Annotated in this window: 7 protein-coding genes; 5 read left to right on the forward strand and 2 right to left on the reverse strand. The window is 73.8% G+C overall.

Annotated elements, in window-relative coordinates:
- Positions 1-77 precede the first annotated feature (77 nt).
- Positions 78-1076: an NAD(P)H-dependent glycerol-3-phosphate dehydrogenase gene (locus B4M60_RS03250; protein WP_291080264.1), complete on the forward strand. Its 999-nt coding sequence runs from the start codon at positions 78-80 to the stop codon at positions 1074-1076.
- A 10-nt stretch (positions 1077-1086) separates the two neighbouring features.
- The gene (locus B4M60_RS03255) at positions 1087-2193 is read left to right on the forward strand and encodes a D-alanine--D-alanine ligase family protein (RefSeq protein WP_291080232.1); all 1107 of its coding nucleotides are present in this window, start codon (positions 1087-1089) and stop codon (positions 2191-2193) included.
- 13 nt (positions 2194-2206) lie between these two features.
- Here the strand turns inward: B4M60_RS03255 and B4M60_RS03260 are convergent, their stop codons facing one another.
- Positions 2207-2788, reverse strand: a complete 582-nt coding sequence (locus tag B4M60_RS03260) for a DUF3515 domain-containing protein (RefSeq protein ID WP_291080234.1) — start codon at positions 2786-2788, stop codon at positions 2207-2209.
- Positions 2789-2898: 110 nt separating this feature from the next.
- Here B4M60_RS03260 and thiL point away from each other — a divergent pair, with 110 nt between their 5' ends.
- From thiL to B4M60_RS03275, 3 genes are read left to right on the forward strand one after another with little or no spacing between them, the layout of a single operon-like run.
- Positions 2899-3894 (forward strand): thiamine-phosphate kinase, encoded by a 996-nt coding sequence (gene thiL / locus B4M60_RS03265; protein WP_291080236.1) that lies wholly within the window; start codon positions 2899-2901, stop codon positions 3892-3894.
- Between the two features lie 34 nt (positions 3895-3928).
- Positions 3929-4450: a gamma carbonic anhydrase family protein gene (locus B4M60_RS03270; protein ID WP_291080238.1), complete on the forward strand. Its 522-nt coding sequence runs from the start codon at positions 3929-3931 to the stop codon at positions 4448-4450.
- Positions 4451-4454: 4 nt separating this feature from the next.
- On the forward strand, positions 4455-5150 hold the full coding sequence (locus B4M60_RS03275) for a uracil-DNA glycosylase (RefSeq protein ID WP_291080240.1): 696 nt from the start codon (positions 4455-4457) through the stop codon (positions 5148-5150).
- A 20-nt stretch (positions 5151-5170) separates the two neighbouring features.
- On the opposite strand, the gene B4M60_RS03280 is transcribed toward B4M60_RS03275, so the two are convergent.
- On the reverse strand, positions 5171-5965 hold the full coding sequence (locus B4M60_RS03280; protein ID WP_291080242.1) for an enoyl-CoA hydratase/isomerase family protein: 795 nt from the start codon (positions 5963-5965) through the stop codon (positions 5171-5173).
- Positions 5966-6072: the final 107 nt, after the last annotated feature.

Genomic DNA, 6072 nt, shown 5'->3' on the forward strand with positions numbered 1-6072 from the left:
GCCCGCGGCCGGGTAGCGTTTGCTCACGATCCACGTCGGGTGGGCTGGCGGTGGTGGACGACGAGCCGGGAGGCGAAATGGCGCGGGTCGCGGTGATGGGTGCGGGGTCATGGGGGACCGCGGTCGGCAAGGTCCTCGCGGACGCGGGGTCCGAGGTGATCATGTGGGCCCGGAGGGACGAGGTGGCCCGCGGGATCAACGAGGGGCACTGCAACGACAAGTACCTGCCGGGCATCGTCCTGCCCGCGACCGTGACGGCCTCGACCGACCCGGCGGAGGTGCTCGCGGGCTCCCACGAGGTCGTCCTGGCGGTCCCCTCCCAGAGCCTGCGCGGCAACCTGGAGACCTGGGTCGACCTGTTCGAGCCGGACGCCGGGGTGATCTCCCTGGCGAAGGGCATCGAGACCGGGACCCTCAAGCGCATCAGCGAGGTCGTCGCCGAGGTCGCCGGATTCCCGGAGGGCAAGATCGCGGCCCTGTCGGGCCCGAACCTCGCCCGGGAGGTCGCGGAGGGACAGCCCGCGGCGACGGTCATCGCCTGCACGGACGTCGAGCGCGCCGAACGACTCCAGGACGCCTTCTCCACCCCGTACTTCCGCCCGTACACCAACACGGACGTCGTGGGGTGTGAGATCGGCGGCGCCACCAAGAACGTCATCGCCCTGGTGTGCGGGATCGCCACCGGGATGGGGTTGGGGGACAACACGATGGCCACCCTCGTCACCCGGGGGCTGGCGGAGTCGACGAGGCTGGGCGTGGCCCTGGGGGCCAGCCAGATGACGTTCGCGGGGCTGGCCGGGCTCGGCGACCTCGTGGCGACGTGCACCTCGCCGTTGTCCCGGAACCGGACCTTCGGGGAGCGGCTCGGCAGGGGCGAGAGCCTCGAGCAGGCCCAGGAGGCGACCAACGGCCAGGTGGCGGAGGGGGTCAAGTCCTGCACGTCGATCCGTGAGCTGTCCCGACAGGCGGGGGTCGAGATGCCGCTCACCGAGGCCGTCCACGAGATCTGTCACGAGGGGGGTGACGCCGTGGAGGTGGCGGTGCGCCTCATGAGGCGGAGCACCAAGCCCGAGTAGCCTCGTCCCGGTGAATCGCATCACCGTTGCCGTCCTGTACGGCGGTCGCAGCACCGAGCACTCGGTGAGCTGCGTGTCCGCCGGCGCCGTCATGTCCCATCTGGACCCCGCCGTCTACGAGGTCATCCCCGTCGGGATCACCGGGTCGGGGATGTGGACCCTGGGCCCGGACGACGTGTCGGGCCTGCGGATCATCGACCGCGCGATGCCGGTCGTCGATCCGCGGCGACCGCGGGTCGCGCTCGGCCTGTCCTCCGACGATCGCGGCGTCCTGCGGTACGCGGACGGCGACCGGGCGGGCGACGAGGTGGCCCGGGTGGACGTGGTCTTCCCCGTCATGCACGGCACCCACGCGGAGGACGGGACCATCCAGGGGCTGCTCGAGCTGTCCGGGATCCCGTACGTGGGTCCGGGGGTGTTCGCCAGCGCGGCCGGGATGGACAAGGAGTTCACCAAGGTCGTCCTGGGCGCGGCCGGTCTGCCGATCGGTCGGCAGGTCGTCCTGCGACCCGGCACCGCCACGCTGTCGGACGCCGACCGCGACCGGTTGGGACTTCCGCTGTTCGTCAAACCCGCCCGTGGTGGCTCGTCCATCGGCATCACCAAGGTCTCCCGCGCGGAGGATCTGGACTCCGCGATCGCGGAGGCCCGCCGCTTCGATCCCAAGGTGATCGTCGAGGCCGCGATCGTCGGCCGCGAGGTCGAGTGCGGGGTCCTCCAGTACCCGGACGGGCGGGTGGAGGCGAGCCTGCCGGCCGAGCTCCACATCCCGGGCGAGCCCACCGGCGAGCCCGGCCGGACGGAGGGCGACGCCTTCTACGACTTCGACACCAAGTACCTCGACGACGTGTGCACCTTCGACCTGCCCGCCGAGCTCCCCGAGGGGGAGACCGAGCGGCTCCGGGCGCTGGCCGTGGAGGCGTTCCACGCCCTGGACGCCCGCGGGCTGAGCCGGGTGGACTTCTTCGTCACCGACCGCGGTCCGGTGATCAACGAGGTCAACACCATGCCGGGCTTCACGCCGATCTCCATGTACCCGCAGATGTGGGCGGCGACCGGGGTGGATTACCCGACCCTGCTCGACACGCTCGTGCGGAGCGCGCTCGCCGGGCTCTGACCACCCCGGAGGGTCATCCGATCGGCGCGGGTCGCGGTTCGACCAGGTCGAGGGTGGCGGTGAGCGCGTCGGACAGGTCCTGAATCGGGCCGGTGCCGCTGCCGTCCGGGAGGGTGACCGCCACGTACTCCGGGCGGTCGACCGCCACCCACGTCGACGCGGTCACGGCGGGGTCGGGGTCGGGTTCGTTGAACCACTGCACCCCGTTGACCTCCTGCAGGGTCGTGCCGACGGTGAAGCCGGGCGGGGCGTCGAGCCCGCAGCGGACCACGACGGGCGCGGAATCCGGCATCCGATAGGCGGCCGCACCCGGCGGGGCGGGCTCGGTCAACGCGACCCTCCTCGCCTCCCCGAGGGAATCCGGCAGTCCCCCGACCAGGGCGGCGCACTCCGCGGACCCGGCCCCGGGCGACGGCAGGGTCACCGCGGTGACGGGTTCGCTCGCGGCGGCGTCGGCGGCGTCCTCGCGGACATCCCGGACCAGGACCAGCACGACCACCAGCAGCACCAGGGGGATGACCACCGCGGCCACGACCACGGAGGTGGAGACGGGGAGCGGCGAGCGGTCCCCGGTGTCGGTGTCGGTGGTGCCCACGTCGGGTCGTCCTCTCCTCGGGTCGGTCGCCCGGGACGGCGGCCGCTAGCCTGACGGCAACGCTACAGACCCGCGTCGCCCCGCCCGGCGCCTGACCACCGAGGACATCGATGACCCGTGCGAAGGATCGGTCCGCCACCGTCTCGGAGGTGGGGGAGGCCGAGGTCCTCGAGGTGCTGCGCGGCCCGGCGGAGCAGCACACCGACGACCCCGTGGGCAACGGCGACGACGCGGCCGTCCTAGGTCCGTCCGCCGCCACGGTGGTGACGACCGACATGGTGGTCGAGGGAACCCACTTCCGGCTGGACCTCACCACGTGGGGGGACATCGGTCGCCGGGCCGTGGCCCAGAACGTCTCGGACGTCCTGGCGATGGGCGCCGACTGCTCCCGGGTGCTCGTGGCGGTCGCCGTGCCGGGGGAGACGAGCATGGAGCAGATCGCCCGCTTGTCGGAGGGGATCCACGGCGAGGCGGCCCGATCCGGTGCCGTGGTGGTGGGAGGCGACTTCACCAGAGCCGACCTCGTCGTCGTGGGGGTGACGGCGATCGGCACCCTCCCGGACGGCGCGCGCCCCCTCCGCATCGACGGCGCCGCGCCGGGCGACAGGGTGGCGCTCACCGGCGAGCCCGGCCGGTCCGAGGCGGGCCTCGCGCTGATCCTGTCGGGCCGCCCCGACGGGGTGCTGCAACAGACCTACCGGGTCCCGGTGACCCCGATCGGGTCCGGCAGGGCGGCCCGCCTGGCCGGGGCCTCCGCCCTCACCGACGTCAGCGACGGACTGCTGCGCGACCTCGCGGGCGTCGCGCGGGCGTCGGGGGTCGCGGCCGACCTCGTCCGCCGCGACCTGCCCGTGGATCCGCTCCTCGCCGAGGCGGCCGCGGTCCTGGGCGCCCCGGACCCCGGGGCCCGGGTCCTGGAGTGGGTCCTCGACGGGGGGGAGGACCACGGGCTGCTCGGCACGTTCCCGCCGTCCGCGACCATCCCGCCGGGGTTCACCGTGATCGGGAGGATCCGGGCCGGGGAGCCCGGCGAGGTGACGCTCGACGGGAGGCCGCGGGTCCCCGGCGGGTGGGATTCCGCGCGCGGCGCGAGCGCGATGCGCTGAGAGACCGGATGGGACGGGCAACTAGGGTGACCCCATGGCTGTCTACGCACTCGGAGACCTCGAACCCGACATCGCGCCCGACGCGTGGGTGCACCCCGACGCCGTGGTGATCGGCAGGGTGCGACTCGGCGCGGGCGTCTCGGTCTGGCCCACCGCGGTCCTGCGCGGCGATTACGGGCGGATCGAGGTCGGTGCGATGTCCAACATCCAGGACGGCACGATCATCCACTGCACCGAGTCGGAGCCGACGGTCCTCGGCGAGCACTGCATCGTCGGGCACAACGCCCACATCGAGGGCGCGACCATCGGGGACGGGGCGTTGATCTCCTCCGGGTCGGTCGTGCTCAACGGCGCGGTGATCGGCGCCGGGGCGATCGTCGCCGCGGGATGCCTCGTCCCGCCACGGTTCGAGCTGCCCGCCCGGCGGATGGCCCTGGGTGCGCCCGCGCGGATCCGGGAGGGCTACGAGGTGGACCCGGCGATGCTCGCCGGCAACACGCGGATGTACCACGACAACGCGATGCGCTACCGGTCCGAGCTCCGCCGGCTCGACTGAACCCGTGGACGCGCACCAGCCGGACCCATGGTCGTCCGGCGAGGTACTCGATCCCGGGTGGGCGCGCGCGCTGGCGCCGGTCGAGGGCCGGATCCGTCGGATGGGCGACTTCCTGCGCGAGGAGGACGCCGCGGGCCGCGGATACCTGCCCGCGGCGGACAGGGTGCTCAGGGCGTTCACCCAACCGTTCGACGACGTCCGGGTGTTGATCGTGGGGCAGGACCCCTACCCGACCCCGGGGCACGCCGTCGGGCTGAGCTTCTCGGTCGACCGGGACGTCCGCCCGCTGCCGCGCAGCCTGGTCAACATCCACCGCGAGTTCACCGACGACCTCGGACTTCCCACGCCACCGCACGGCGACCTCACCGCCTGGACGCGCGCCGGAGTGCTCCTGCTCAACCGGGTGCTCACGGTGACCCCCGGCGAGTCAGGCTCCCACCGGGGCAAGGGGTGGGAGGCCGTCACGCTGCGCGCGATCGAGGCCCTGGTGGAGCGGGACGGGCCGTTGGTGGCGATCCTCTGGGGCCGCGACGCACAGTCGCTCGCGCCCGCGCTCGGGCGGACCCCCGTCATCGCCTCCGCGCACCCGTCGCCGCTCTCGGCGTCGCGGGGGTTCTTCGGTTCCCGGCCGTTCAGCCGGGCGGACCACGAGCTCGCGCGGCTCGGGGCCGCGCCGGTGGACTGGCGCCTCCCCGACTGACGCGGACCGGCCCCTCCCGGTCAGACGCTCCCGAACCGCGGGGTGCGCTTGGCGACGAACGCGTCCACGCCCTCGATCCCGTCCGGGGACACCGCGAGCGCGGCGATGGAGTCGCGCTCGGCGTCGAGCTGCTCCGCCAGCGTCGCGCCCTCGGACCGCCGCAGCAGGTCCTTTGTCGCGGCGTGGGAGGCCCGCGGGCCCGCCGCCAGCCGGACCGCGAGGTCACGCGCCGCGGTGGAGACGTCACCCTCGACGAACGTGGTGATCATGCCCATCCGGTACGCCCGCTCGCCGTCGACGGGCTCGTTGCCCAGGATGAACGCGCGGGCCGCGGACTGGCCGATCGCCCGGGGCAGGCGCCACGACATACCGCCGTCGGGCGACAACCCGATCCCGGGGTACGCGGCCAGGAGCCGGGTGTCCGGGCCGCCGACGGAGAAGTCCGCCGCCAGGGCCAGGGAGAGCCCGGCTCCCGCGGCCCAGCCGGCGACAGCCGCCACCACCGGCACGGGCACCTCGTCGAGCTGACGGATGACCGCGTGGAGCCGGTCGGCCAGCTCCCGGACGTGCTCCGACCGATCCTCGGCGGCGGCGAAGCCCGGGACGTTCCCGCCCGCGCAGAAGTTCTTGCCCAGGCCCACCAGCAGGACCGCGCCGGCGTCCACCTCGCCCGCGAGGAGTGCGTCCAGGGCGGCGCCGGCCCGGTCGACGGCGTCGGAGTCGAGCGAGTTCCCCTTGCCCTCCAGGGAGACGGGGAGCGTGAGCACCCCGTCCTCCACGGCGGCGAGGGGGGTGGTGGTCGGGTCAGAGGTCATCGGGGCTCCTGGTGATCGCAAGCCGTCTCGGCCTGTTCGACGCGTGTCGACAGGTGAGGGTACTAGGCTTGGCCGCGCCGACCCGCGAAGTCGGATCGTAGGGGTGA

The sequence above is a fragment of the Dietzia sp. UBA5065 genome (assembly GCA_002415925.1).
Lineage (GTDB): Bacteria > Actinomycetota > Actinomycetes > Mycobacteriales > Mycobacteriaceae > Dietzia.

Coding starts and splice junctions, on each gene's coding strand:
- B4M60_RS03250 (WP_291080264.1), top strand. CDS start 78: ATGGCGCGGGTCGCGGTGATGGGTGCGGGGTCATGGGGGACCGCGGTC.
- thiL (WP_291080236.1), top strand. CDS start 2,899: ATGACCCGTGCGAAGGATCGGTCCGCCACCGTCTCGGAGGTGGGGGAG.
- B4M60_RS03270 (WP_291080238.1), top strand. CDS start 3,929: ATGGCTGTCTACGCACTCGGAGACCTCGAACCCGACATCGCGCCCGAC.
- B4M60_RS03280 (WP_291080242.1), bottom strand. CDS start 5,965: ATGACCTCTGACCCGACCACCACCCCCCTCGCCGCCGTGGAGGACGGG.